This is a genomic window from Microvirga sp. HBU67558 (genome assembly GCF_018069605.1).
Lineage (GTDB): Bacteria > Pseudomonadota > Alphaproteobacteria > Rhizobiales > Beijerinckiaceae > Microvirga > Microvirga terrae.
This window is the reverse complement of sequence record NZ_JAGPUP010000504.1, coordinates 1-24,496: the sequence shown is the minus strand read 5'-3', so window position 1 is coordinate 24,496 and position 24,496 is coordinate 1. Positions and strand designations below refer to the sequence as shown.

The 24,496-nt window shown below is 59.9% G+C and carries 24 protein-coding genes; 8 read left to right on the top strand and 16 right to left on the bottom strand.

Features of this window, described 5'->3' with window-relative positions; all coding sequences use genetic code 11:
- Nucleotides 1-238: 238 nt before the first annotated feature.
- Both KBI52_RS12060 and KBI52_RS12055 read right to left on the bottom strand, forming a co-directional pair.
- The gene (locus KBI52_RS12060) at nt 239-2,476 is read right to left on the bottom strand and encodes a patatin-like phospholipase family protein (RefSeq protein WP_210807700.1); all 2,238 of its coding nucleotides are present in this window, start codon (nt 2,474-2,476) and stop codon (nt 239-241) included.
- 1,090 nt (nt 2,477-3,566) lie between these two features.
- Nucleotides 3,567-4,505, bottom strand: a complete 939-nt coding sequence (locus KBI52_RS12055) for a sensor domain-containing diguanylate cyclase (RefSeq protein ID WP_210807698.1) — start codon at nt 4,503-4,505, stop codon at nt 3,567-3,569.
- A gap of 579 nt (nt 4,506-5,084) precedes the next feature.
- Between KBI52_RS12055 and KBI52_RS12050 the strand changes: the two genes are divergently transcribed.
- Nucleotides 5,085-5,783 carry an IS6 family transposase gene (locus KBI52_RS12050; RefSeq protein ID WP_371823163.1) on the top strand — a complete coding sequence of 233 codons (699 nt, stop codon included), beginning with the start codon at nt 5,085-5,087 and terminating at the stop codon, nt 5,781-5,783.
- 68 nt (nt 5,784-5,851) lie between these two features.
- Here the strand turns inward: KBI52_RS12050 and KBI52_RS12045 are convergent, their stop codons facing one another.
- The gene (locus KBI52_RS12045; RefSeq protein WP_210807694.1) at nt 5,852-6,091 is read right to left on the bottom strand and encodes a hypothetical protein; all 240 of its coding nucleotides are present in this window, start codon (nt 6,089-6,091) and stop codon (nt 5,852-5,854) included.
- A 41-nt stretch (nt 6,092-6,132) separates the two neighbouring features.
- Here KBI52_RS12045 and KBI52_RS12040 point away from each other — a divergent pair, with 41 nt between their 5' ends.
- Nucleotides 6,133-6,600, top strand: a complete 468-nt coding sequence (locus KBI52_RS12040) for a hypothetical protein (protein ID WP_210807692.1) — start codon at nt 6,133-6,135, stop codon at nt 6,598-6,600.
- A gap of 73 nt (nt 6,601-6,673) precedes the next feature.
- Here KBI52_RS12040 and KBI52_RS34115 read toward each other — a convergent pair whose 3' ends face one another.
- The 4 genes from KBI52_RS34115 to KBI52_RS12020 form a co-directional block, all read right to left on the bottom strand.
- Nucleotides 6,674-7,084, bottom strand: a complete 411-nt coding sequence (locus KBI52_RS34115) for a hypothetical protein (RefSeq protein ID WP_210807690.1) — start codon at nt 7,082-7,084, stop codon at nt 6,674-6,676.
- The gene (locus tag KBI52_RS12030) at nt 6,976-7,338 is read right to left on the bottom strand and encodes a hypothetical protein (protein ID WP_210807688.1); all 363 of its coding nucleotides are present in this window, start codon (nt 7,336-7,338) and stop codon (nt 6,976-6,978) included. Before KBI52_RS12030 ends, KBI52_RS34115 begins: the two co-directional genes overlap by 109 nt.
- 111 nt (nt 7,339-7,449) lie before the next feature.
- On the bottom strand, nt 7,450-7,752 hold the full coding sequence (locus tag KBI52_RS12025) for a hypothetical protein (RefSeq protein WP_210807686.1): 303 nt from the start codon (nt 7,750-7,752) through the stop codon (nt 7,450-7,452).
- 171 nt (nt 7,753-7,923) lie between these two features.
- Nucleotides 7,924-9,690, bottom strand: coding sequence for a cytochrome c biogenesis protein DipZ (locus KBI52_RS12020; RefSeq protein ID WP_210807684.1), 1,767 nt, complete (start codon nt 9,688-9,690; stop codon nt 7,924-7,926).
- A gap of 358 nt (nt 9,691-10,048) precedes the next feature.
- Between KBI52_RS12020 and KBI52_RS12015 the strand changes: the two genes are divergently transcribed.
- Complete coding sequence (locus KBI52_RS12015; RefSeq protein ID WP_210807729.1) at nt 10,049-10,789, top strand: response regulator; 741 nt, start codon at nt 10,049-10,051, stop codon at nt 10,787-10,789.
- The gene (locus tag KBI52_RS12010) at nt 10,786-12,105 is read left to right on the top strand and encodes an ATP-binding protein (RefSeq protein ID WP_371823162.1); all 1,320 of its coding nucleotides are present in this window, start codon (nt 10,786-10,788) and stop codon (nt 12,103-12,105) included. Before KBI52_RS12015 ends, KBI52_RS12010 begins: the two co-directional genes overlap by 4 nt.
- A gap of 40 nt (nt 12,106-12,145) precedes the next feature.
- On the opposite strand, the gene KBI52_RS12005 is transcribed toward KBI52_RS12010, so the two are convergent.
- Nucleotides 12,146-12,493, bottom strand: coding sequence for an SDR family NAD(P)-dependent oxidoreductase (locus KBI52_RS12005; RefSeq protein ID WP_210807680.1), 348 nt, complete (start codon nt 12,491-12,493; stop codon nt 12,146-12,148).
- A gap of 147 nt (nt 12,494-12,640) precedes the next feature.
- Nucleotides 12,641-13,057: an organic hydroperoxide resistance protein gene (locus KBI52_RS12000; RefSeq protein ID WP_210807678.1), complete on the bottom strand. Its 417-nt coding sequence runs from the start codon at nt 13,055-13,057 to the stop codon at nt 12,641-12,643.
- A 220-nt stretch (nt 13,058-13,277) separates the two neighbouring features.
- Here KBI52_RS12000 and KBI52_RS11995 point away from each other — a divergent pair, with 220 nt between their 5' ends.
- On the top strand, nt 13,278-14,327 hold the full coding sequence (locus KBI52_RS11995; RefSeq protein WP_210807676.1) for an alpha/beta fold hydrolase: 1,050 nt from the start codon (nt 13,278-13,280) through the stop codon (nt 14,325-14,327).
- A gap of 124 nt (nt 14,328-14,451) precedes the next feature.
- On the opposite strand, the gene KBI52_RS11990 is transcribed toward KBI52_RS11995, so the two are convergent.
- From KBI52_RS11990 to KBI52_RS11960, 7 genes are all read right to left on the bottom strand, one after another.
- A complete protein-coding gene (locus tag KBI52_RS11990) occupies nt 14,452-15,405 on the bottom strand; it encodes an alpha/beta fold hydrolase (RefSeq protein ID WP_210807674.1) in 954 nt (317 codons plus the stop codon).
- A gap of 29 nt (nt 15,406-15,434) precedes the next feature.
- Complete coding sequence (locus KBI52_RS11985) at nt 15,435-15,668, bottom strand: DUF2798 domain-containing protein (RefSeq protein WP_262265669.1); 234 nt, start codon at nt 15,666-15,668, stop codon at nt 15,435-15,437.
- 121 nt (nt 15,669-15,789) lie between these two features.
- A complete protein-coding gene (locus KBI52_RS11980) occupies nt 15,790-17,103 on the bottom strand; it encodes an epoxide hydrolase family protein (RefSeq protein WP_210807725.1) in 1,314 nt (437 codons plus the stop codon).
- A 35-nt stretch (nt 17,104-17,138) separates the two neighbouring features.
- On the bottom strand, nt 17,139-17,540 hold the full coding sequence (locus KBI52_RS11975) for a cupin domain-containing protein (RefSeq protein WP_210807672.1): 402 nt from the start codon (nt 17,538-17,540) through the stop codon (nt 17,139-17,141).
- A 435-nt stretch (nt 17,541-17,975) separates the two neighbouring features.
- Entirely contained in the window at nt 17,976-19,283 is a 1,308-nt protein-coding gene (locus KBI52_RS11970; RefSeq protein WP_210807669.1) for a family 1 glycosylhydrolase, read from the bottom strand.
- 65 nt (nt 19,284-19,348) lie between these two features.
- Nucleotides 19,349-21,070 carry an FAD-dependent oxidoreductase gene (locus KBI52_RS11965; protein WP_247654344.1) on the bottom strand — a complete coding sequence of 574 codons (1,722 nt, stop codon included), beginning with the start codon at nt 21,068-21,070 and terminating at the stop codon, nt 19,349-19,351.
- A 54-nt stretch (nt 21,071-21,124) separates the two neighbouring features.
- Nucleotides 21,125-22,015, bottom strand: a complete 891-nt coding sequence (locus tag KBI52_RS11960; protein ID WP_210807667.1) for a helix-turn-helix domain-containing protein — start codon at nt 22,013-22,015, stop codon at nt 21,125-21,127.
- A 410-nt stretch (nt 22,016-22,425) separates the two neighbouring features.
- On the opposite strand from KBI52_RS11960, the gene KBI52_RS11955 reads away from it, so the two are divergent.
- The 3 genes from KBI52_RS11955 to KBI52_RS11945 all read left to right on the top strand — a co-directional run.
- Complete coding sequence (locus tag KBI52_RS11955; RefSeq protein ID WP_210807665.1) at nt 22,426-22,971, top strand: ferritin-like domain-containing protein; 546 nt, start codon at nt 22,426-22,428, stop codon at nt 22,969-22,971.
- A 63-nt stretch (nt 22,972-23,034) separates the two neighbouring features.
- Nucleotides 23,035-24,183, top strand: coding sequence for an efflux RND transporter periplasmic adaptor subunit (locus KBI52_RS11950; protein WP_210807721.1), 1,149 nt, complete (start codon nt 23,035-23,037; stop codon nt 24,181-24,183).
- 21 nt (nt 24,184-24,204) lie between these two features.
- Nucleotides 24,205-24,496, top strand: a 292-nt coding sequence (locus tag KBI52_RS11945) for an efflux RND transporter permease subunit (RefSeq protein ID WP_210807663.1), incomplete at its 3' end; no start/stop codon positions are given.

Below are 24,496 nucleotides of genomic sequence, written 5' to 3'. Positions count from 1 at the left end.
GCCTCCGGCGATGTGGCTGGGTCCGAACCCGCCGTTGACGCCCCGGCCGTTGGTCAGGCCCCGCACTTCCTGACGCTTAGCCCATAGCATCATTATACTTCCGCAAGGACCGGATGGCGAGTTCTTCGCTCGGCCTCCCGTCCGTGAGAAATGGTCATATCGTCCTCAACCCGGGCCCTGACGGGGGCTCCAGCTCGAGAACATCACGGCCTGCGTGCCTGCTGCCTCAACAGCGTGCCTAACGATAGAACCATGTGAGATCGTAACTATACCCGGCCTTCAGCGCCAGCAGCCTGAAGGCGAGGATCGTGAAGTCATTGGACCGGAATTCGGTGACAGGCGTCACGCTCTCGACAGGCTGGAGCCTTCCCGTCGGATAACGGATCAACTGGAACGTCCGGTACTCCCTGCCCTGCGGCAGCAGTAACCACCGATCCAACTCGATGGTATCTGCCTCGATGTCGAACGTCAGTGACGTTGACGCGATCCCTGCGCGCAGGAACAGTCCCGGCGAGCGATGCTCGTAGATGATATCGACGGTCTCACCCGCCGGCACTTTCCCGAACTCGACCCCGACCTCCCAGTGGCGCAGGTTCTCGGTCGGGTCGTGACCGGTTAGGCTTCTTGAGTACAACTGAGGCTTCAATTGCTGTGGGGGAAAGCGAACCTGCGTGTCGGGGCTGATGGCCAGAACGCTGATGCGAAAGGTGTTGCTCGCGCTCTCCGGTTCCTTGCGGACCTTCACCCGTCGATAGCCATAGATGACGGAGCCGAGGGCTTTGCTGCCACCGGCGTCTGAATTCCAATGCCGCAGGTCGATGATGCGCAGGTCCTGGAGGATTGTGAAGCCCGTCAGATCCGCCGTGTCATCCGGGCGGAGTTCCTCGGCCGTCGCACTGACGAAGGGCGCCGCCTCCCCATTCAAGAGCCGGGTCATTTGTTCCAGATCCCGGCTTTCCTGGGCGAGCGACTCGACGATCTGGTTGATCCGCTGCGATCGCTCGTAAGCCTGGATCACGAAATACGGTGCCAGAACCAGGATCGGGACGAGGATCGGAACATAGACGTAAGACACCCAATCGCGGTAATCCAGCAACGTACTCCAGATGCGGCGCCCCGCCGAGGCGTGCAGCGAGCGTGCCGTCCGGGTGACCGCCGTCGGTCCGCGCCGAAGCGGAACGACGCTTGACCCGTTCGCAATCATGGTCTTTGCGGCTCGTGCCATCCACTCGCGCCAATCCAGAAATGCGTTCCGAACGCGACGTGCCGTCGACGCAACCAACGTGCGCGTTTTCGGTTCGCGCCGAGGCGACAGGACGTTCGATCCGTTCGCGGTGGCAGACGTGGCAGCGCACGTCTCGAACGCCGACTCGGAAGCAGGTCCATCCGGCAGTTCGGTCCCGAGCACGTCAGGGTGCCGCCGGGTTGCCTCACGGCCGACACAGTAGCCATGTCGCATCAGACTGCTGATCTCGATCGGCGAGAACCGATCCAGATCGGTCCGAATGTTGGGCAACTGCCGTTGCACCTCCGGATGCAACGCGGTTCGATCCTGTTCCGGATCAATGACCTCGGTGATGCGGGCAAAGGCGAAGCCGGATGTATCCCTGAAGGTTTCGGTCTCCAGTTGCCAGACCCGATCCATCAGGATGTCGCTGGCCCGTATGGCGGTCCGAACGAGTCCGCCGGCGCGGGCGCCCTGGATTTCGAACGGCCTGCCCGCGTCACTGACCAGGATGCCGTCCCACGGAAGCTGGTCCGGGGCAAAGGCCTGCGCCAGGCAGTGAAACATGCGGACGCCGAGGTTATCGAAGACCCCGCCATCGGTGTAGGCTTGCCGGCCGAAGTCGCCGACCGTTGCGCCGACATCGGCTCCGGTCAGCACGGTCGGTGGGAAAAACCCGGGAAACGCCGACGAGGCGGCAACGGCCATCGGTACCGTGGCAAGACCGATGGGAATCCGGTCGATCCGCGAGGCCTGTTTCTCGCCGCGACGGATGATCCACAACCCGTCGCGGTTGAACGAGCACAGGCTCCCCTCGCTGAGATTGGTGGCGAGGAGGTGCAGGCTTGGGCTTTCCGGCAACTGAAACAGGCTGGTGTCGCCATAAAGATACTTCTCGTAGTGTTGCTCCAGGAGGCCCGGACGCGTCAGCTTACGGTTCGACAGTCCTGCCAGACGGCGCGCTCCACGTATGGGGAAAGCCAACGGGTAGCGCCGCAGGATCCGATTGCGCACATCGAGGCGCGTGAACGCAAGCACCTCGGAAGCCGCCGCATCGAACTCGCGAGCCGAGCCGTTATAGCGGCTCCAGTTGAGGCCGAGATGGGCGGCGATGATGCTCCCGCCGGACACCGCTGTAATAACACTCACGTTCGGCAGGATCCCGGCATCGTGGAGAAAGCGAACCAAGCCGAGATGGTACAATGTGGCCCGAAACCCACCACCGGACAGTGCGAGGCCGATCCTCTTCATGGCAACCAGTCGAGTTGGTCGATGCGCTGATAGCCGGGCACAGGCCCGAGCCCGCACTCGCATGGGTGAACATCGAGCCGCGACCATGCCGGAGCCCAAGTCTAGCACAGAACCTCTAGCACAGAACCGCGCCTATCGGGTTTTCATACAGGATCGATCAGGGAGGGGTCTTTAAGCGTGGCCGTATAAAGGTCCGCTGTCTGCTCGAAGCGGTTACGTCGGAACCGTCCGATAGCAGCGACTGGCAGTTATGGGAGCACGGCGAGCGAGATCTTCATTGAATCTAACACTGTAGAGCTCTTGGGATCAGCGCAAGTTCTGTTCCTGATTATACGTTCTGAGCCAGAACGGGACAGAAACCTTCTCGACGTAGGGGTGCGGACTGACCCTGATTGTGAAGCCAAATGCTACTCGCATCGGTCTGGTACCCACCTGCAAGTATTGCACTAACTTCTTTGTCAAACTTATGAGGGCAGCGCTGCTCTCTCATGGGCGTAACTTCGAAGAGCAGTAACCTTCTCCATCTGCTGGTTCGCCTTGGAACGAGGGCTCAAACACCTCGATTCGGGGCATCTGCGGCCGTCACGGAGATCTCCCGGTTAACTCAGGAGCCTGCGTTCTTGCTACGTACTTCGTTACCGTACAATCAGGCATAGATCTTGCGCTGATCCCGATCAGGCAGGGTGGGATATTAGCCAGCCGCTGGGTGAGCTGGGGCCGGGAGAGCTTGATCCGCAGCACGATGGCACCGCGCTCATCCTGACCGACAAGGTGGAAGCTGTTCTTGCCCAGGTCGATGCCCAGAGTGGCGATCGCAGCAGAGGAAGAAGACCGTGACATGGGACGTGCTCCTTGCGTGGCTCGAAGCCCCACAGCTTACGAACAAGCGGGGCAGGAGCACGGCCGGACCATCCCATTAGCTGACCTTCCTACAGTGGTGCATTTGAACGAAGTCGGCAGCCCGGATCCTTCAAGCTCGGCATCTCGCACCATCTATCCGGAGTATCGGGCCTTCGACGTCCCAGTCGATTACGGGCAGTGCGTTGATCAACGAGGTAGTCGAATGCACGCCATGCGGTGAGCGGTATCCTCAGCGTGTTCCTTTGAAGCTGCTCCTGGTGCGGTTTCTTCCCTCATCTTTGGCCGCATACAGGGCCCGATCGGCCCGGCGCAGGATCGAGCTGCGGTCATCATCCGGCAGGGCCTCGGTCACGCCAGCGCTGAAGGTGCAGGGCAGCTCAAGCCCGCTGTGCTCCAGCACCGCCGCAGGGAAGCCATCCCGGATGCGATCGATGATGCGCACAGCATCGTCGATCTGAACCTCGGGCAGCAGTAGCAGGAACTCCTCTCCGCCGGTCCGGCCCAAATGATCCTGTGCCCGCACCCTCGCCCGACAGGAGCGCGCAAAGTGCTCAAGGACAGCATCCCCCGCTTCATGCCCATGCTCGTCGTTGATCGCCTTGAAGTGGTCGAGGTCGATCACGGCAATGCACAAGCCAGATCCTGTATCCTCGTTGGCGGCAAGCGCCTCGTCGAGCAGTCCCAGGATGTGGCGCCGGTTCGGCAGCCCGGTGAGCTGATCGGTCTGGGACGCCCTCAGCGCCGCCTCATGGGCTTGGCGCAGGGACTTCTCGTTGTTCTTCAACGTTGTGATGTCGGCACCCACGGACAGAACCCAGCCGTTCGGGAGCACGGTGTGGTCGATCCAGAACCAGCGGCCATCCACCAGATCGGTTTCGAACGACTTACGAGGCACACTCCGGCGCCGCGGCAGGGTTCGGGCGATGAAGGCCTCGACGTCGCCGTCGTCAATGCGCACTCCCAGCCCGTTCCTGTGCGCATGGCGGAGGATGGCGGTGAAGGTGAACGGACCATCGTAGTTCCCCAGGAACATGCCCTGGTAGGTCTTGTTGGCGTAGCGAAGATTGTCCTCAGCATCGAAGATGGACACAGCTTGGCCGCTTTCGGTGAGGGCCTCCACCAGACAGTGGAGGGCTTCGTCATCGGGATCGAAAGGGAGGGAGGTCATGGGAACTCAAGGCAAGGAAGGACAAATAGGATAGCCAGCCATTGCCAAGCTGCAAACTGCGGCTGTGTGACGGTCCGCTTCCCCTGCGATCGGGGCCTGAGGCTGGCTTTCGCCTCACGGCAGCACCTGACAGTAAGGGAGGTCCGTGCAGGCATGATAGCTTCTGCTACCCGCCTTTTCGCAGCCATCACTGGCAGTCGTGCAATAACTCTGGCGCAACGAAGGCATTCCTTCCGCACGTTCGAGTACATGCTGCCTATTGCCAAGCTTGAGAACCGACACATTTCGTGATTGGTTCGCTTCCGTTCATCTCAAGTACGCTACAAGACATGCGATTCATTGCATTGTTGGACCAACCCTCCAAGTTGGATTCTGCTTTGACGTTTCGGTTGACCTGCAACGGCCGGGTTCCCGACTGAGTTGCCGGCACGAGAGGACAGCATGGCACGCTGGTGGCGACATACCCTCATCGCAATAGCAGGCCTTGCGGCTGCCTTTCCCCTGCGCATCCGGATCTGTCGCAAGAATTTGTTTCAGAGTTTCAGCTAATCCTCCCTGGGCTCAGGGATGGAGGGTAGCGTGTTCAAGGGCAGGCATTTCGATCGATCCGTGATCCTGCTCTGCGTGCGGTGGTACTTGGCCTATGGCCTCAGCCTGCGCAATCTTGAGGAGATGATGGTCGAACGAGGCGTGATGGTGGACCACGCCACGATCCATCGCTGGACCGTTCACTACGCGCCGCTCTTGCTGGAGCAGTTCAATCGGCGAAAGAGAGCTGTCACCGGGAGGTGGCATGTTGACGAGACATATATCAAAGTCCGTGGCCGGTGGATGTATTTGTACCGTGCTATCGACAGCAACGGCGATACGGTCGAGTTCTGGTTCAGCGAACGGCGCAATCTGACAGCGGCTAAGCGCTTCCTGCGCATGGCGCTTAAGCGCCACGGCCGACCCGAGCGCATCGTCATCGACGGCAGCCAGACGAAACGGGAGGCAATCCTGTCGTCTGATGCAGAGAGCCGCTTGCGCAATTGCTCATGGCGTCGGCTCAAGCCAATCAGGATCCGGCAGAGCCGCTACCTCAATAATCGTATCGAACAAGATCATCGCGCGGTTAAGCGGCGGATTCGGCCGATGCTCGGGTTCAAGTCCATAAACAGCGCCCATGCAATTCTGACCGGCATCGAGATGGTGCACATGATGCGCAAACAGCAGGCGAAGTATGCCTGCAATCCGCAGCCTTCACTGGCCGAGCAGTTCGACCTGCTTACTGCCTGAACGCATGATCGAGTGTCTGTGCTTTTCTTGTCCCTTCTTCAAGTTTGCGACGCAACCAGCCACGCAGATCAGACCCGAACCCAAATCCTGCCGGCAAGCTTGTACTGTCCTGGGGTGAGGTTCTCGTAGCTCATGCCGTCCCAGCTCTCACCTGGGGCCACCTCCCCATGAATGTCTGCGAGGACCCCTCCGGGACCTCTGCCCCCACCGGTTATCTCACGCACACCGTTCGGGTGCTCATAGACGAAAATCGATATATGCTCGCTCTCGTCCAAGGCGTCCGGGCTGCCCCTGCTTTGGTCAGACATGAAAAACGCTCTCCTCCTCTCAGGCTCCAAATTATACCACCATGATTGGCGAGAACTGGTCCTCCGTCAGCCCTCAGCAGATTGGGCAGATTGCAGAATACATCGCGCGGATCGAGTTCGCGAAACAGGGATTCTCGATCTACATCCCAGAGATCGATGATCGAGGCGTCGATCTCCTGATTCACCGGGATGACACCGGCTATATGAAGGTGCAGGTCAAGTCGTTGCGAGGGACCGGCTATGTCTTCATGCGCAAGAAACATTTCAAGCCCGCGCCTGATCTCGCATTATGTCTCATCGTGTTCTCCGGTCCGAGCGTCGAGATGTTCTTCATCCCGTCGACGCGGTGGTTGACGCCTTGTGGGGTCTTTCGTGACAACGATTACCTGGAGGCAAAGAGCGCCCCTGAATACGGCATCAATGTTTCCCGGAAAAATCTAGACACTCTCCGAGCGTTCAACTTCGTCGAGCTCACCCGGCCCGCCAACGAGAAGTACGATCAGAGTTGACCCTCTCGTTCCGAGCCATCCGCACAGGACACCCGCCAGGAATCTGCATTCCCTGCTCCGTTCTGACGCTCGATCATCTGGATCGCCGGTCAGCACCAGCAGGCTCTGGTGCCTGGCGATCCACCACGACCTCACGCGGATCCTTGTCTTCGCGTAGACCGAGGAAGCTCGGGTGCCGCAAGATATTGTCCCGCGTCCATTCCGTGAATTCGACCTGGGCCAGGTACCGCGGCTTGACCCAATGCACCCGCGCCCGCATGTAGGTCCCTTTCGGCAGGGCCGCCGTCGGTTTGACCTGCTCGATCCGCTCCAGCCTGGCCTGGAAGCTTGTAAGGAATTCGCGCGAATATCCTGTCCCAACCTTGCCGGCGTATGTCAGCTCACCGGAGGGCGTGTAATAGCCGACCAGGAGAGCGCCAACCCGATCCGGGATCGCTGCGGCTCGGTGTAGCCGATGATGACGAACTCCTCGGTGTTGAGGCACTTCACCTTGAGCCAGTCGGGAACACGGGTTCCTGAGTACAGGGAGTTGCGTCGCTTCGAGACGATGCCTTCGAGCTTCAGGGCGCAGGCCTGGGTGAAGAACGCCTTTCCGCCACAAACCCGGTGTGCGCTTACGCGTAGGCTGGCCGGAGCGTTGGCCAATGCGTCGGCAAGCAGCTGCTTTCGGCTCTCGAGCGCCGATCTGCGGAGATCTACGCCATCGAGGAACAATGGATCGAAGACGTAGTAGAACAAGTACCCAGTGTCCTTATCCGAGAGTGCTTCCTAGAGGGCTGCGAACGAGATGCCCCCGATCCTCGAATGCTCGGGAGGTATTGTTTGCCGGACGCCGGATCAGCCCAGCAATCACTGCAGCATCAGCTCACCACCGAGCTCAACCTCTCCCGTCTTCTTGTCCATCACGCATAAGTAAGCCAGCGTTGCTTGTTTCGAGGCTCCGCGCTTGATTAGGATGGCCGTGCCATAACTCTGAGTTCCGAATGGATCCACACGGACATCCACCTTGCCAAGGCTCATTGCGTTTGCCTTCTCAAGGCATCCGCTACGCACCTTCTGCCGCATTGTTTTCCAGGCATCATCAGAGCTGGCCGAGGCAGGCAAAGTCACGATCAAGCCTATCAGCGATACAAATGCCGCTCGTAAGGTCACTTTGTTACTCCTGGTTTCAAATTGCATTCTTAGGATTTTTCACCGAGATGGGACCTGGCTCTAAGCACGGTGAACGTCACCACCTGTCCGGTGATGATATTCGACGCCAATCACAACCGAGCTGCTCGGCGCCCAACGCGATGTCAGCTTTGTTCGATAAAGCAATCCTGCCTAGCCGAATGTGAACGCGTAGGCTTCGATCCCTGGATCCAGAAAGCGAATTTCGAAGGTTCGCTCCCGGACGTCCCCTCCTTGCCGGATCAACTGGTAGAGCCGGGTTTCCGCAACCGTCCCGTTGCCGTTGGTGTCGATATCGGCACCATGATTTGCTCCAGGCACTTTCCCATCGATGGTTACCTGGAACCGCACCGGTTTGCCGTCACGGCTGGGCCCGAGCACGAGGTGCAAGTCCCTGGCGCGGAATCTGTAGGAGATCGCCCCTCCAGGCTGGTTGAGAACAGCCTCCTCCGCTCCAACGGTCCAGTTCCCGGCCAGGCTCCACTCGTTGAGCCGCAGCCGCCCGGCGGTATAGTCCCGCGCCTCATCGACGCTTACCTGTTCGGGCGAGCCGAAGTTCGAGGCTCGTTTGTAGCCGAGGTACGTCTCGCCGGATTGGACGCGGTCAAAGTCGGCCGCGGCTTCTGCCCCTTTAGCATCCGGTGTGACGAAGCTGCTCTCTGCCCTCTGGGTTCCCCCTTCCGCCAGCAGTTCCTGAATGACGCGCTCCGATTCCTCGTAATCGCCTTCACCAAAGTGATGGTGCCTGATCCGCCCTTGGGCATCGATGAAGTAGTGAGCAGGCCAGTAGCTGTTCCTGAAAGCGCGCCAGATCTTGAAGTCGTTGTCGACCGCCACCGGGTAAGTGATCGCGAAGTTCTGGATGGCACGTTCCACGTTGGAAATGCGCTTCTCGAATGCGAACTCGGGAGCATGAACGCCGATCACAACGAGACCCTGATCCTTGTACTTCTCCGCCCAGGCCCGCACATAGGGGATCGTGCGAATGCAGTTGATGCAGGAATACGTCCAGAAGTCGACGAGCACGACCTTGCCCCTCAGCTGTTCAGTCGTCAGTGGTTCGGAGTTCAGCCACTTCACCGCACCATCAAGGGACGGAATTTTGCCCTCGACCGGTAAGTTGCTGCGATAGCCCTGACCAGCGTCGTTCGTAGCCAACGTCGTGCGGCGGCCTGTGGAACTCGTTGAGGTTGCGTCGGGCTTGCCGTGCACCCGATCTAGTAAGGATTGTTCGATCCTGGCGGTGCTCGCATAGGACAGACGGGTCAGAAGGCCAGTATCGAGTCCCAGGACGATCACTGTGACGCCGGCGAGAACAGCCGCGCCCAAGCCCTGCCGAATGCGGTGGCCGAGACCCAGCGAGCGCTTCATCGCTGCGAATACTCGTCCTCCCGCCAAAACGGCCATAGCCATGGATGTTGCCGCTCCGGCAGCGTAGGCGATCAACAGGACAGATGTCTGCGGATTGGCGCCCTGAATGGCGGCTCCCGTCAGGACCAACCCCAGGATGGGGCCAGCGCAGGGTGCCCAGAGGAAGCCGGTCGCGGCGCCGAGGAGCAGCGATCCGCCGACACTCGGCTTGTCCGAAGGTGCCGCTCCAGACAGCCGGCCGCCGAGGGCGACCGCCGGCCGGGTCAGGAAGGCGGCAGCGCGTGCCGAGATGAGGGTCACACCAAATATGGCCAGCAATGCGATGGCGACAGAGCGTCCAATCTCGTTCGCATGCACCGCCCAGCTTCCGCCCACGGCAGCAAGGCTCGCAACCGCCGCGAAGGTGGCCACCATGCCAACCATCATCGGCAGAGTGCTGCGGGCGAACGGCTGGCCTGCCCGGGAGAAGACGAATGGCAGGATCGGGAGGATACAGGGACTGACAATTGTCAGGACTCCTGCCAAATAAGAAACGACGAACAGGGTCATGGCCGGGCCTCTCGGACGCGGCCAATGCGCCGAAGCACTGGCCGGGGGTTGAACTCGGCTCTCATCTGTTCAGTCTGACGTATCCGGCATATGTCCTGGACCGGTCGAATTGTATCGAAATGTAGGCGCAACGCTCGCTGCTGTGTTTGAACCTCGCATGCGACACCACCAATCAATGGCTACATTGTTGCGTAATCTCACTGCAACAGCTGCAGATCCATAGCCACGGACAGGATTTTTGTCAGTCTTTGTATCTTCCGTCGTGTTAGATACAGCGCGATACAATTCTCTGGAATTCGCGGGATGTTCCCACAAGACGCGGTGCTAAAGTAGCCCCGCAGCATCCGCGGTGACGGCCATGGAACATACAGACCATATTCTGATCGTCGACGACGATCGTGAGATACGAGAACTCGTTGCCGATTACCTGAAGAAGAACGGCCTGCGCGCCACTGTTGCCGCGGACGGGCGGCAGATGCGGTCGTTTCTCGATGCCAACCGGGTCGACCTCATTGTCCTTGATATCATGATGCCCGGCGACGACGGACTCGTGCTCTGCCGGGAGCTCCGGGCCGGAAAGCACAAATCGACGCCAGTCCTGATGCTGACGGCACGAAATGATGACACCGATAAAATCGTTGGCCTGGAAATGGGTGCTGATGATTATCTGGTGAAGCCGTTCGCCGCTCGGGAGCTGCTCGCCAGGATCAGGGCGGTTCTGCGCCGCACGCGTATGATGCCACCGAACCTACAGGTGACGGAAGCAGGCCAATTGTTGACGTTTGGCGAATGGCAACTCGATACGACGATGAGGCATCTTCTCGACAAGGAGGGAACGGCCGTCGCACTAAGCGGTGCCGAGTACCGCTTGCTCCGGGTCTTTCTCGACCATCCGCAACGGGTTCTCACACGGGATCAGCTGCTCAACCTGACACAGGGACGCGAAGCCGAGCTCTTCGACCGCTCGATCGATCTGCTCGTCAGCCGGCTCCGGCAACGTCTTCGCGAGGACGCCCGCGAGCCTGCCTACATCAAAACGGTTCGCAGCGAAGGCTATGTCCTCGCAATGCCGGTCGAGATCACGACGGCACGGCAATGATCATGGAAGGCTGGCATCGCAGGCTGTTTCGGCTGCCCCGAACCTTGCGGTGGCGGCTCTTTCTCATCCTCTTTGCCGGGCTGGCCGTGGCGCATGCGCTTTCGTTCGGGGTCCTGTTCCTTGAGCGCTACACGGCCGCCAAGACGATGATGCTCGGCAACTTGGAGAAGGATGTTGGGATTTCTTTGGCCCTGCTCGATCGCCTGCCAGCGGGCGAGCGCCAGCAATGGGTCGCCATGCTGGAGCGGGGGAACTACCGATATGAGCTCGGTCCGGGCCTCCCTGGGGTTCCCGAAGTGAGCGGGCTTGGCAAAGAGGTCGCCGAAACCATCCAGACCGCGGTAGGACAGCGGCTGCCGGTGACCGTCGAGACCATTCCCGGCACACGACAACGTGTCCAAGCTCATGTGACGCTCAGCGATGGCTCGCAAGTGACGATCGACCTTCGGCCGCGGGTCATGCCCCTCGCCTCCTGGCTTCCCTATGTTCTGATGGCACAACTCACCCTTCTCCTGTTGTGTACCTGGATTGCCGTGCGCTCGGCGATAGGGCCTCTTCACCGGCTCGCCAAAGCGGCCGAGACCTTGGATCCGAGTAAGAATGTGGCTCGGCTCGATGAGACAGGACCCGCCGAAGTCGCTCATGCGGCGACGGCCTTCAACGCCATGCAGGATCGGATTACCCATTACCTCGAGGAGCGTGTCCGGATCCTGGCGGCGATCTCTCATGATCTCCAGACACCTATCACGCGCATGAAACTTCGTGCCGAGGTCGCCGAGGACGGTCCAGAGAAGGAAAAGCTGATCAGCGACCTGTCAGAGATTGAGAGGCTTGTGCACGAGGGCGTGGCGTATGCCAGAACGGCCCATGGCAATGTTGAGAAGCCAACCCGGATCGACATTGGATCCTTCGTTGAGAGCATCGCCTTCGACTATCAGGATACGGGAAAAGCCGTGACAGCACGAAGGATCCTTGACGCAGTCGTCACAACGCGCCCCCATGCCCTCCGGCGCATTCTCACGAATCTCATCGACAACGCCCTGAAGTTTGCCGGAGAAGCGGAAGTTAACATCGGCAGACAACCCGATGGCAGGATTTGTATCACCGTCTGCGATCGAGGACCCGGAATCCCTGAAGAACAACTGGAATCCGTGCTTCAGCCCTTCTATCGTCTTGAGCAGTCCCGGAACCGCGATACGGGCGGAACTGGTCTGGGATTGGCCATTGCTCATCAGTTGGCCTTGGCGATCGGCGGTTCGCTCAGTCTTAAGAACCGAACCGGAGGGGGCCTCGCCGCGGAGATCGTCCTCGGCTGATCCCCCGCTCCCCTCACCCTCGCGAGGGTGGGTGCCGCCATCACCCAAGGGACGGGAGACTGCCGACACCTGGGGTATTGACGAGGACCTCGATCGGTCCGAACTGGTCCTTCGATTCTTGAATGATGCGAGTAATGTCGTCCGACGACGTACCATCCAGAGCAACCACAAGGGTCGTATTCGGAAATCCTCTGACGAGATCCTGAACTGCTGCTGTGTTGCGGGCTGCGAGGATCACTCGATGTCCGCGCTGAACAACATCTTTGGCCACGGAAAGGCCGACCGGACTGGAACTGTCGGCGATAAGCCAGACCGAGCCCGGTACCCGCCGCATAGACGGGGAGATGCCACTGGCATTGCCAATGCGTAACCAAATGGGAACACCCATAAAAATCTCCAATATGTGCCAGGGGTGCTTTGGGCGCTTTCGGCCGGCCCTATCTTGCGATTGACGCGGCAGGTCTTGTCCGCCCGTCAGAAAACTCAGTCGTGAGGCAGAGGGGCCGCCTTCCAGCGACCCCCGCCAAGTAGGCCCCTAAACCAGGTTGATGACGACGTCGATGTTGCCGCGGGTCGCCTTGGAATAAGGGCACGTCTGGTGCGCTTCATCGACGAGGGCTCGTGCAGTCTCGGGGTCGATCCCCGGCAGACTTACGTTGAGCCGGGCCTGGAGGAAAAAGGCGTCGCCGGTCTGTCCCACGTCGACTTCTGCGTTGACCGCATGATCCTTAGGCAACTCGATCTTTCGCTTGCCGGCCGCAATGGCGATTGCACTCAGGAAGCAGCCCGACCATCCAGCTGCGAACAGCTGCTCCGGGTTGGTACCACTTCCCCGGCCCACGAAGTGAGACAGCTGGATATCGAGGCGCCCGTCGTCGCTCCGCGATGTACCGTCGCGCCCACCGGTCGTGCGCGTCTTGCCCGTATAGAGAACCTTTTCAATCTTCGACATAGAGTCGGCTCCTTTGCCACGCTGATGTTCGTGTCTTCAGCGGCGCCAAGGAATGCCTGATCAACGTATCCAGGATGTTTGCAGATTAGATCGAAGTGTAACCAAACGTTCCGTCTAGGGATCCTGATACATTAACTTACAAGATCTCTCTACGTGAACACATTAGAGACACAACACCATCTTGTTCTATGGCTCCGGTTCATCAAACGGGAACAGATCAATGGCAGATGAAATCAACCTTTCGCGGCGACATTTCGTGGGCATCGCGGTCTTGACAGCGGCGGCCCCCCAGCTCGGGGCGATAGGTGGCGCACATGCCCAAACCGGCGGTCCGCAGTCGCGGCTTCCCCAAGTTACGCCTGGTGCGAACACCTCCTTTTCGACGCTCAAGCAGGTCGCGGCAGGCGTGCTCAACACGGGGTATGCTGAGGCAGGGCCTGCCGATGGCACCCCGGTGATCCTCCTGCACGGCTGGCCTTATGACATCCATACGTATGTGGACGTCGCACCTCTGCTTGCCGAGGCAGGCTACCGGGTGATCGTGCCTTACCTGCGTGGATACGGAAGCACGCAGTTTCTGAAGACCGAAACGCCCCGAAACGGCCAACAATCGGCGATCGCGGTTGATATTATCGCCCTGATGGACGCGCTGAAGATCGATAAGGCCGTCGTTGCCGGCTGCGACTGGGGTGCGCGAACCGCGAACATTCTCGCAGTCCTCTGGCCGGAGCGGTTCAAGGCGATGGTCTCCGTGAGCGGCTATCTCATCGGCAGCCAGGCGCTGAACCAAATGCCCTTGCCACCCCAGGCCGAGTTGCAATGGTGGTATCAGTACTACTTTGCGACAGAGCGCGGACGCCTGGGATATGAGAAGTATCGGCGTGAGTTCGCCAAGCTAATCTGGCAGCTCGCCTCGCCGAAATGGAACTTCGACGATGCCACTTTCAACCGCAGCGCAGCCGCGTTCGACAACCCGGATCACGTGGCGATCGCGATCCACAATTACCGCTGGCGGCTCGGACTGGCGGAAGGCGAACGCCAATACGATGACCTTGAACGCCGGCTGGCTGAGTTTCCCGTGATCGGCATACCATCGATCACCCTGGAAGGCGATGCGAACGGCGCTCCTCACCCGGATCCGGCTGTCTATGCCAAGAAGTTCTCTGGCAAGTATGAGCATCGCCTGATCACTGGCGGTATTGGCCACAATCTGCCTCAGGAGGCCCCACAGGCCTTTGCTCAGGCTGTTGTTGACGCTAATCGCGCTTAGTTAATGCGAAACGCCGAGCCTCTGTCGAGGTGGCTCGGCGTGCTCCGACAGCCTGAGCGTTGGGGTTCGCGGCGGCAATGACGCGCTACCTTACATTGCCTCGCGTTTCCCCGGATACTACCCGTTATCGGAACGAGGCGCGGATCTCCTCAACGGTCTGCTTTGGGCTTTGAAGATGAGGGTAGTGTCCGACGTCAGGAATAACAGTGAGGTCCGCATTGATCATCTTCGCGAACTCCCTTCCCATATCCTTGTTGATGTAGATATCCTTCTCGCCCCAAACCACTTTCACGGGCGTCTTGAGCTTGCCAATGTTCGCCTCGAGATAGTCCTCATCTCGCGTAAAGTGTGAGTAGTAGTGATAGAAGGCGTCTGGTGGTGTCAATCCACCATGCCTCCAACTGCTGGACACGTCATTTTTTAGGTCAGCAGAAACCTCAAACTGCGCTTCTTTGGGAAGCCCTCCCCTCACGGCGGTATCAAGAATTTCTGCGCCGGTTCTGGTTTTGTAAGTGGCGAGCGTCGCACTTGCCGAAGGTTCCGACTTCAGGCCTTGCAGTCTGTCGTGCATGTATTGCGGCCTGTTGAACGGTGCAAAGTCACCAACAATGATGGTCTTGGCGACGTGCGGATCCTCAAGGGCGAGTAAAAGCGCTGGCAGGGCTCCAATATCCGTCGCATAGATCGTGAGCTTCGATGTATCGATCCCGGACTTCTTGATGTATTCGCCTAGCACAATTGCGTAGTCCTTTGGCGAGTATGAGAATTGATCGGCGGCGGGCCGTGATGAAAGACCATACCCCGGCCAGTCAATGGCATGGACTTCATAGTCAGCGGAGAGCTCTCTCGAGATTTCTGTCCAAGCGCACAGCGTCTCCGGAAAGCCATGCAGGAGGAGCACTGTTCCTTCGGGACTTGAGCTCTGCACTTTCATTCTTCTGAGCGTGATGTCAGAACCGACGTCAACGAATCCTATGTCCACAGCCTGTTCCTTCGCAGCAAATGTGTCGGCACAGCCCCAAGCAATCGAAGAACCGAGAGCCAGACCAAAAATCGCAAACAATAAACGCTTGAGCATAGCAAGTCCCTCCAAGTGGCCTCGGGAGTTCATTGAATCATCCGGTTGACTTGCGCCTGCAGCCACGGTCCGACGACGAGAATAACGGGGACCACGATCACGTACCCGATGCCCCATGACCGCAGCCACGTGAGGGCGAATGTTTCCGAAAAACCCACGTTGAGGGCAAGGATGGCAAACGAGATAACACCCGTCGTCACGATGCCCATCAGCAAGGCGAAGGCGATTTTCCGTTTCACTTGCGTATGCACTGACTTATCCACCTCAATTTCCGCGCAGGGCCGATCCGCCCGGGATGCCGTGAGTTCATGTCCCACCTCGTGCGTCTCGGTGAGACGTTAAAACGATCGCCGAGCCAGCAGATCGCTGGCTCGGCGATCTTCATCAGCGAACGGTCTTGAATGCGGCTCGCAACTCTTCGCTGAACAGCTTCGGCTCTTCCCAGGCGGCAAAGTGGCCGCCTTTTTCGACACGATTGTAGTAGATGAGGTTCGGATAGGCCCGCGACAGCCAATGCTTTGGCGGCTTGTAGACCTCCCCAGGAAATACTGTCACAGCCGCTGGAACCTTGACCGGGGTCAGTTTCGCTCCGGACGCGGTGTTTTCCCAGTAGATGCGCCCGCTCGATGGGCCGGTGTTCGTCAGCCAATAGAGTGTGATGTTGTCGAGGATCGCGTCTTTGCTGAGGGCCGCCTCGGGATCACCGCGCGTGTAGACCCAATCGGCGATCTTGTCGTACAACCAAGCGGCCAGGCCAACAGGAGAATCCGCAAGCCCGTATCCGATCGTCTCAGGTCGGGTGCCCATGATCGCCGCATACCCGAAGCCGTTGTTCAGGAAGTCCCGCGCCTCATCGAAGATGATCTTCTCCTCGGCAGACAGGTTGTCCGGTGCAGGCCCGCCGCTCCTCAGGGCTTGGGCGGCATCAGGCGGAAAGGTGGTGGCCCGTTCGATCCGGTTGACGTGGATCGCCAGCAGCCCGTCCGGTGCCTGACGGCCCATCGCGTCGCTGATGATCGCGCCCCAATCTCCCCCTTGGGAAACATACCGCGCATACCCGAGACGCTTCATCAGCACGTCCCAGGCCGCTCCTATACGCTGCGGGTTCCAGCCTTTGGCTGAGGGCTTTTGCGAGAAGCCGAAACCTGGAATGGTCGGGAGCACGAGATGAAAGGCGTCTTCGGCTTTGCCGCCATGCGCGGTAGGCTCAGTCAGCGGGCCAATCAGGTTCAGCAGCTCGAAGACCGATCCAGGCCATCCGTGGGTCATGATCAGCGGCAAGGCATTCTCGTGAGGCGAGCGCACGTGGATGAAGTGAATATCCACTCCGTCGATATTGGTCACGAACTGCGGCAAGGCATTCAGCTTGGCCTCGGCCTGACGCCAATCATAGGCAGTCTGCCAATAGTCCACGAGGGGCTTCAGCTTATCGGGTTGAACGCCTTGTGAGCGATCAGCCACGGTCTCGCCATCAGGCCATCGGGTCGCTGCAAGCCGCTGACGCAGATCAATCAGAGCCGCCTCCGGGATGCTGACCTGGAAGGGGCGTACCCAATCCGGAGCGGCCCTCCTCGCAGCATCTGAGGCCAAAGCGCCCGACAATGGAAGAGTGGCCGATGCCAGTCCCACGGCCGCGCCGCCTAACAGGAGTGAACGGCGCGAGAACTGCCGGCTCTCGGAAACTTCTTGTGATGACATGGCGCCCGTTGCTTTATCGAGGTTCATCAGAGAACTCACTTAACAGGTTCGAGGAGCGGGGCGCCTTTTGTGACAATGTAGGTCGCCAGCTCCGATGCTTTGCCCGGACCGACGTTCTTGGCGATATGAGCCACGCCGGCCGGGATGAACAGCGACTGGCCCACGGTGAGGGTGACAGGCTGCCGGCCCTCAAGCTGGTACTCGAGAGTGCCCTCGAGGACGTAGGCGACCTCTTCGCCCGGGTGCCTGTGGTTGATGGATACGACGCCCGGATTGAAGTCGACCCTGACCTGAAGGACTTCCTTCCCGGGCACGCTGATGTCGCTTTGCACCAGATCGGTACGCTGGGTCACGTTCTGCTGAGCCTGGGCTGCTTGGAGAGAGAATACGCCGATCGCGATTAAGCCGGCCGACATCAAGAGATTACGCGCTTTCATTTGCTCTTCCTTCCAAGGAGGCGACGTGCCTCATGCTGGCGGAATAATCGCGCTCCCTGTGTGTACCGGATGTTTCAAGGACGGACCCGGATTGTATCCGACTGCCCTAAGACGCCCCGGCCGATACATTCAGATACAAAAACCCAAATCAAACGGATGGGTGATCTAGATCCGAAACCTCAACCACGGCGCCTTCACCGATTTTGCACCGTAGAACTTCCCAGTGCTTTCTGAGGCCCTGCGAGGTCAGTCAGAAGGGTGCCTGGCGCCCTGGCATGAGAGACATAAATCAAAGAGAGCACCGAAAGGATCACGATCACGGCTATCAGCAGAAGCCGCACTAAGCGTTCCCGCGGCTTGGCTTCCGCTTCAACTCCAGGGTAGCACTCCGCCCGATGTTTGGTTTTCCAACGCATCGAAGTCTCTCCAGACATTCTAGCTCGACATGAGCGGCTCGCTCGGGGTTCTGTCGCAGATCGATTTCATCGACTTCCGCGCCCGCTGAGCGAATGGCTTGTCGAAGTCACGCGGCTGCGTGATCGGCAGCTGCAGACAAACGCTCTGGGCCGGCAGAACCTGACACCAGTCTTGGATCAGCTGCCGATAGCTCCGCCCGACCGCCCGGATGTTACGGTCTAGGTCATACAGGCCGAGCGGGTTGACGGTGCCGTTCTGCTCGCGCAGGGCGGTGTCCCAATCCACCTGATCTGTGAGCGAATACCAGGTGAAACCGATTATAGGCACGCCGGAGTTGCGGACCCTCAAGACGTTGGACCACTCCTTCCAGAGCCACTTGACCGCCTCCTCGCCGCTTGGGCCCTCCTTGATGTTGGTCTCCGTGTGCATCACAGGAAGCATGTAGCGATCGTGGTACTGCCGTGTGATTTCGGCATAGCCGAAGACCTCGTCGGAGGCGCTGGTGTGCCCGTTGGCCGAGACGAGGTGCTCGTTGGTCACATAGTAGTCGTTGCCCATGATGCAGTGTCGCTTCAAGTTGGCCCGCATGAAGAACTCGTATTCCTCGCGGCTCATGCCGTTGTCCATGAGATAGACGAACATGTCCGAGTCCACGCGCCGGCTATAGTTGAGGTCGAGTGGCAGAAAGCGGCGGGCGTTGTAGAACTCGGCGAGCGGGATCGCACCCGGGCAGTCGGGGTGGAAGTGCTCCGAGGACTCGCTCTGGATGAAGATGGCATCGGCCCGGACGTCAAGGATTACCCCCATGGCGAGCACGTTGGCTTTCACGATGTGCTTCAGGGCGGTGACGAAGGCCTGATCGCTCGTAAGCTGCTCGTTCCACCAGCCATAGGCGGCCGAGAACACGGCGCAGACGAACATCTCGTTCACCGGCGTGTAGAGCTGAACCCAGGGAAAGCGCTCCGCGAAGGCGCCAGCATACCCTGCGAAAAGCTCGGGAAAGTCAGGGTTCTGGAAGTTTCCGATCCAGTCGGGCACGCCGAAGTGGCACAGGTCGACGATCGGCACGACGTTGCGCCGATAGAGGTCGCCGAAGGTCTGATCGCAGAAGTCCCAGTCGTAGTGCCCCTCCCCCAGCCACGTGGTGTGAATGGGTGGGCCATAGCGGAGATAGCGGATGCCGACCTCATCAAGCAGGTCGAAGTCTGCATACCAGAGGGTGTAGTGGCCGCACTTCTCCATCTCGTCGATGCGGGTCCGACCGCCGTTGATCGTGGGATAGCTGTTCTCAATCCCTGTGGCGAACAGAAAGGTCGAAACCGTCATGATGGACCTCGCTTATGATGGGAGCGGCCCGATGGGTTTGTTATAACGAGTAACTAAAGCCCCATTCATACTACCTGACTGTTGAAAGGCTGCGGACTATCCTTCTGTTGATCGGCCTTGTTGGCAGACGGCATCCCGCCGCGAGCCGTAGCGAGAACGGTGTCCTTCGTCAGGAAGGCGTGGATTGCGGCCACCACCTGCGCCCCCTCGCCTACCGTGGCGGCTACCCGCTTCACTGAACCAGAACGCACGTCCCCGACAGCGAAGACGCCATCAAGGCTCGTCTCCAACGCCCTCCGGCCAGGAGCCACATCGGCTCCGGTCAGAACGAAGCCCTTCGGGTCCAACGCCACTTGCGACGCATCCAGCCATTGCGTGTTGGGCGAAGCACCGATGAACAGGAACAGATGCCGCATCGGCCGACGGATCTCCCCTCCGGTTTCCATGCGCCAGCGAACTGCTTCCAGCCGACCGGGCTGTCCCTCCAGCCCGGTGATCTGGGCTTGGGTGATGATTTCCACATTGGGAAGAGCTTCGATCCGGTCGACGAGATAGCGCGACATGCTCGCCCCGAGATCCCGCCCTCGGACGAGCAGCCACACCTTGGCCACTTGCTTGGCCAGGTAGACCACGGCCTGACCCGCCGAATTGCCGCCGCCGACCAGGGCGACCTCCTGTCCGGCGCAGAGCTTCTTCTCCAAAGGCGAGGCCCAATAGTGGACGCACGCGCCCTCGAACCGCTCCAGGTCCGGCACCTCGAGCCGTCGATAGCGGGCACCTGTGGCGATCACCACCGAGCGGGCGCGGGCTCTCTCACCGTTGATCAGGTGTACCACATACGGACCTCGCCCTGACCCGCTGTCATCTTCGAGGCCAACGGCCTCGTCCGGCATCGCCATCTCGGCTCCGAACTTCTGGGCCTGGGTGTAGGCGCGGGCCATCAGGGCCATGCCGGTGATGCCGGTGGGAAAGCCGAGATAGTTCTCGATCCGCATCGAGGCGCCGGCCTGGCCTCCGAAGGTCCGGCAGTCAAGCACCAGGACCGAGAGCCCCTCTGAGGCCGCATACACGGCAGTGGCCAGACCAGCGGGTCCTGCACCCACGACGGCCACGTCATAGACCCGATCCGGATCGAGCGGACCCACCAGGCCAAGGCACCGGGCCAATTCGTCCTCAGTCGGATTGCGCAGGAGCCGCCCGTCCGGACACAGGACGATCGGCAGTTCGCCGGGATCGACGCCGAACTGCTCGACGAGCGCCCGCGCCTCCGGATCGCTGTTCGGATCGAGGCTCTCGTGCGGATGGCCGTTGCGGGCTAGGAAACCACCCAGCCGCAGCACATCGCCGTGCTCCTCCGCTCCGACGATCACTGGCCCCCCGGCGCTCAACTCCACCAGCCCCATGCGGCGCAGGATCAGCGCCCGCATGATCCGTTCGCCCAGCTCAGCCTCGGCGATCAGCACGGCCCTGAGTTTTTCGGGCAGAATGACCAGTGCCTCCACCGGATCAACAACCAAGGCCTCGACCAGGGCGGGGCGGCCGGAAAGCTGGGTGAGCTCGCCCATGATCTCCCCGGCCTCATGGGTCGTAATCAGCAGACGCCGGCCGGAGGCGTGCTGGATGATGTCCACCCGGCCGGCCAGGATGACCGCGAGGCCGCGTCCTGCTTCGCCAGCCCGGACCAGCGTCTCGCCGGGTTGGTAATGGCGGACCTGGCCAAACCGGCGCATGCGATCAATCTCAGCCTGCTCGAGGACGGGAAACGCCTGCTCACGGCGTCTTTCCATAACCGAAGGTCCTGCGGCAGCCATGGGAGACATCGTTCGCTCCTGAGCCAAATGCTAGATCATCTGCCGCCGAAACACCCGGGGCGAGTGGCCGGTAAAGCGCCGGAACAAGGCGGAGAACCGGCTTACGCTGCCGTAGCCGATGGTCGTCGCTACCTCGGTGATCGACAGCGAGTGGTCAGCCAGCAATGTCCTGGCCCATGTGATGCGACGAGCCATCTGGTAACGGTGTGGCGGAACCCCAAGGGCCTGCTTGAATGCGCGGCAGAAATGATAGGGACTGAGCCGGACGACAGCCGCCAGCTCAGCCAAGGAGATATCCTGGTGCAGGTTCGCCTCGATGTAGTCGCACACGGCCTTGCACTGCCAGCTCGCCAGCCCTCCTTTCTGGTGATGGGTTGCATCAACGCCATCGTGCAAAAGATGAGTCGCCTGAAAGCTCATGATCTCCGCCAGCATGACCACCGAGAACGACTCGACATAGACGCGGGAATAGTTCTCGGGGTGAGCCAGAATGCGTTCGAGCTGCAGCATCATCTGGGTCAGGAATGGGTGCTCGAAATGCATTAGCGGATAGAGCTGCTGCCCGCTGGCACCGAGAGAAGCGCATAGCTTTGGGTCGAGGTAGGCCGCCGTGAAAGCCATGGCGCTCGACCCTGGTTGCGCCCAGCCCCGGAGGCGGCATCCGGCTGGGATGAACGTCAGTTTGCCCCGGTTGTCCTTTATGGTGGAACGCGGAAGGCCATCAAGATTGGTTTCTCCGTCCCTGCGGTAGCAGTTCAGAAGGGCAATGCAGTGGCGGCTGCTGTGAAGTGTAAAGTCGTAGGGCTTGGGGTTCAACATGGTTACATGAGCAGCGTCGAGCACTCCCCATCCATGGCTCACCCTTGAAATGTCTGCCTTTGATCGGTGGAATTGCACGGCGATGGCATCGTCTGGGTTCATGGCGACCTCCCGGAGAGGCCTTGGCCCCACGAGATCGCCGGGCAGCCAAAGCACAGGCTGGATGAATGCCCTTAGAACAATGTTTCACGCATGAACGGGTACGGCGGCTTCGCTGTTGACTGCCGCATGGGCCAGACATTGGCAGCCGATTACTTCACGATCTCTATACCATCGGGACAACATGATACCTCTCTTTCACCATGGGCACTATCAAACACCCTGAATAGATCCGGAGCGCTGCAATCACCTTTAAGTGAGTCGGATTTTCGCAATTTCGGGCGAATGACCGCAAAGCTGGATCTGTTGCTCTTCCTCTTGAACGGTAAAATGTCTCAGACTCGCGCTATTCCGTGTGCACGAAAGGGCGCGAGACGAATGCAGACATACCGCTCGCCGAGGCATGGCCAACCATGGATCCTGCCCGCAATCTCAACTGCTTCAACCGCCGCATCATGGCGCAGGCTTTACTGCGTGTGCTGGCAGACACCGACATGCTTGCGATGAAGACGCAGACCGTGTGGTGGTCGCTTCAGGGATCTGCGCTTGCCTTTCTCGACAAAGCTTTAGAGGGGCAAAGACAGGACCTTCTTGACAGCATGACTCCCCTGGCCCGCCGGGTCAGGGCGTTGAGCTCGGACATTGTCATCGACCATGCCACTCTGAATGCTCATGCACGTATTGTTGCTTCACAGCCAAAAGGTACATCGGAATGTGAGGCGTTGCGTCAGCTTCCGCTGGATCATCAGAAGATTGCAGAGGTGATCCGGTGCGCCCGCGCCCTTGCGGCAACCTTGGACGACAACACAACTCTGTCTCTTCTGGAGCTGCGCCTGGTAGCTCATGAAGCGGCGGTGTCACAGCTGGAGGACTTCTTCTCAGGACTGGACGAACGGCACGACCTGCTCGGCCAGCAGGCGAATGAGTGCTTGGTTCCCGGTTTAGAGGTCCCGGCCTGATCTGAAGCCTCGGGAGCTTTGCGAATGACGCAAGTGCGCAAATGGAGGGAAAGCATTCGGAGGATGGGGATCCGCTCCGGGTTTGTGCTCTCTGTGCTTGGTTCATGGCTGCTGCCAGGAAATTTGGCCTGTGCTCAAGACGGTTCTACCTCGCCGCCTTCCGTCACCGTCGCCAAGCCTGTGGTCAAGGACATCGTCGAGCGGACCGACTTCATTGGTCGCTTCGAAGCCGTCGATCAGGTCGATATCCGCGCCCGGGTTTCAGGATACCTCGACAAGGTGCATTTTCACGACGGGTCCCTCGTCCGGGCCGGCGATATCCTCTTCACCATCGATCCGCGTCCTTACCGGAACGCACTTGAGCAAGCCAAAGCGACCGTCACATCCGCTCAGGTTCGGCTTGAGTTCGCTCAGAGTGACCTTGAACGTGCCGAGCAGCTGCGCCGCACCGGCAATATCCCCGATCAGCTCTTCGACCAGCGCCGCCAGGCCTTTCTCACAGGCAAGGCCGAGATCGATCGGGCTCAAGCGGCCCTGCGGCAGGCTCAGCTCGATGTCGAGTTCACGGAAGTCAGAACACCCCTGACCGGGCGGATCTCCCGCAAGCTTGTGTCCGAGGGCAATCTGGTCAATGCCAACGAGACGCTTCTGACGAACATCGTCTCGCTCCACCCGATCCAGTTCTATTTCGATGTGGACGAACGCTCCTTTCTGGCCCTTTCCCAACAGGCTCAGGGTGGAACCCGGACATCGACCACTGGCGAGAAAAATGAGGTTACTCTCACTTTAACAGATGAACGCCTCGGAGAGCTCAAAGGACAGGTCGACTTCGTCGACAACCGTCTCGATGCCGCGAGCGGCACGATCCGCCTTCGCGCGACCTTTGACAACAAAAATATGTTCCTGACACCCGGTCTATTCGGCCGCGTCACGGTGGGCGCTTCCGATCCCTACAGAGGCATTCTCCTGCCGGACGAGGCGATCAGCAGCGATCAGGACCGGCGTGTGGTCTACATGGTCGATGAGAAGAATGTGGTGCATCTCAAGCCCGTGCGGATCGGACCGAGGATCGACGGCTATCGCGTCATTCGCGACGGGCTGACGGGTAATGAAACGGTCGTGGTGAACGGTCTTTCCCGCGTCAGGCCAGGAGCGCCGATCACGCCGCAGATGACCACACTTCCACTGGTGCGCGAACGCAGCGGCACTTGATTCGCCGAGGAGGATGCCTCCATGCGAATGGCTCACTTCTTCGTCGACCGTCCCATCTTTGCGACGGTTCTGTCGGCGCTCTTCCTGATCATCGGCGGCATCGCCTACGTGGCGCTTCCGGTCGCACAATACCCGGAGATCACGCCACCCACCGTGGTGGTGAGAGCAAGCTATCCAGGCGCCGATGCACAGACGGTCGCAGCGACGGTGGCAACACCGCTGGAGCAGCAGATCAACGGCGTCGAGGGCATGCTGTACATGTCCTCCTATTCCACCGGCGACGGTGCCATGGCGCTGACGATCACGTTCAAGC

Excerpts from the sequence above, each read along its gene's own strand:
- KBI52_RS11970 (WP_210807669.1), bottom strand. The coding sequence starts at position 19,283 with ATGACGGTTTCGACCTTTCTGTTCGCCACAGGGATTGAGAACAGCTAT.
- KBI52_RS12005 (WP_210807680.1), bottom strand. The coding sequence starts at position 12,493 with ATGGGTGTTCCCATTTGGTTACGCATTGGCAATGCCAGTGGCATCTCC.
- KBI52_RS12055 (WP_210807698.1), bottom strand. The coding sequence starts at position 4,505 with ATGACCTCCCTCCCTTTCGATCCCGATGACGAAGCCCTCCACTGTCTG.
- KBI52_RS11955 (WP_210807665.1), top strand. The coding sequence starts at position 22,426 with ATGGATCCTGCCCGCAATCTCAACTGCTTCAACCGCCGCATCATGGCG.
- KBI52_RS11960 (WP_210807667.1), bottom strand. The coding sequence starts at position 22,015 with ATGAACCCAGACGATGCCATCGCCGTGCAATTCCACCGATCAAAGGCA.
- KBI52_RS12060 (WP_210807700.1), bottom strand. The coding sequence starts at position 2,476 with ATGAAGAGGATCGGCCTCGCACTGTCCGGTGGTGGGTTTCGGGCCACA.
- KBI52_RS12015 (WP_210807729.1), top strand. The coding sequence starts at position 10,049 with ATGGAACATACAGACCATATTCTGATCGTCGACGACGATCGTGAGATA.
- KBI52_RS11950 (WP_210807721.1), top strand. The coding sequence starts at position 23,035 with ATGGGGATCCGCTCCGGGTTTGTGCTCTCTGTGCTTGGTTCATGGCTG.
- KBI52_RS12040 (WP_210807692.1), top strand. The coding sequence starts at position 6,133 with ATGATTGGCGAGAACTGGTCCTCCGTCAGCCCTCAGCAGATTGGGCAG.
- KBI52_RS12000 (WP_210807678.1), bottom strand. The coding sequence starts at position 13,057 with ATGTCGAAGATTGAAAAGGTTCTCTATACGGGCAAGACGCGCACGACC.
- KBI52_RS12020 (WP_210807684.1), bottom strand. The coding sequence starts at position 9,690 with ATGACCCTGTTCGTCGTTTCTTATTTGGCAGGAGTCCTGACAATTGTC.
- KBI52_RS11965 (WP_247654344.1), bottom strand. The coding sequence starts at position 21,070 with ATGGAAAGACGCCGTGAGCAGGCGTTTCCCGTCCTCGAGCAGGCTGAG.
- KBI52_RS11975 (WP_210807672.1), bottom strand. The coding sequence starts at position 17,540 with ATGAAAGCGCGTAATCTCTTGATGTCGGCCGGCTTAATCGCGATCGGC.
- KBI52_RS11995 (WP_210807676.1), top strand. The coding sequence starts at position 13,278 with ATGGCAGATGAAATCAACCTTTCGCGGCGACATTTCGTGGGCATCGCG.
- KBI52_RS12010 (WP_371823162.1), top strand. The coding sequence starts at position 10,786 with ATGATCATGGAAGGCTGGCATCGCAGGCTGTTTCGGCTGCCCCGAACC.
- KBI52_RS11980 (WP_210807725.1), bottom strand. The coding sequence starts at position 17,103 with ATGTCATCACAAGAAGTTTCCGAGAGCCGGCAGTTCTCGCGCCGTTCA.
- KBI52_RS12045 (WP_210807694.1), bottom strand. The coding sequence starts at position 6,091 with ATGTCTGACCAAAGCAGGGGCAGCCCGGACGCCTTGGACGAGAGCGAG.
- KBI52_RS11990 (WP_210807674.1), bottom strand. The coding sequence starts at position 15,405 with ATGCTCAAGCGTTTATTGTTTGCGATTTTTGGTCTGGCTCTCGGTTCT.